Origin of the sequence: Vibrio sp. 10N.222.52.C12 (assembly GCF_041474215.1) — a bacterium.
Taxonomy (GTDB): Bacteria; Pseudomonadota; Gammaproteobacteria; order Enterobacterales; family Vibrionaceae; genus Vibrio; species Vibrio crassostreae_C.
Genome location: NZ_JBFRTR010000236.1, coordinates 1 through 653 on the forward strand (window position 1 = coordinate 1; position 653 = coordinate 653).

Sequence of the window (653 nt, forward strand, 5' to 3'; positions counted from 1 at the left end):
TCTCTGCTTGGCTAGGACTCGTACCAAAGCAATATTCCACAGGAGGAAAACCTCGCTTAGGCCGAATAACCAAACACGGTGATAAATACTTACGAACACTATTAGTTCATGGCGCAAGGACCGTGATTGCCAACCTTGGCGACAAGCAAGATAAGTTAAGTCAGTGGTGTCGCGGCGTTCTAGAACGAAGAGGAATGAACCGAGCAATAGTGGCACTGGCCGCGAAGAACGCACGAATTATATGGTCGCTTTTACACAATCAAACAGAATATGAAAACTATGCTGCTTAAGTAGAAACCTAAGCAGCATAGAGAGTTAAACCCACCGGGTCATTGCAGACGCTAATGATGGAGATAGGTTAAGACCACTTGCGGAGAGCCTGTTAATGCGGCGGACACACTAGATGTCATCTAACGAATAAGGCACCGCAGTCGCGCAAAGTCATCAGGGCCACGACGTATGCGAATCGTCGATAAGTAGGCCGAATGTAGAGCGGCAGTCCAAAACCCATCAACATAAGTTTAGCGGATGTTTGACAACCGGGGGAATCCATGTAGCCGCATTAAGGTGTGAGCAGCGCTTGGCTATACTTGAGCGAAGCGAAAGCGCCAAGCGTTGCGAATCACTCTTAAATGCTTGTATGGATAATAAGC

The 653-nt window shown here is 47.6% G+C and carries 1 protein-coding gene; it reads left to right on the plus strand.

Going from position 1 to position 653, the window contains the following annotated elements; translation table 11 throughout:
• A partial coding sequence (locus tag AB4623_RS24055) for a transposase (RefSeq protein ID WP_372147527.1) occupies window positions 1–290 on the plus strand: 290 nt, incomplete at its 5' end.
• Between the last annotated feature and the right edge of the window lie 363 nt (window positions 291–653).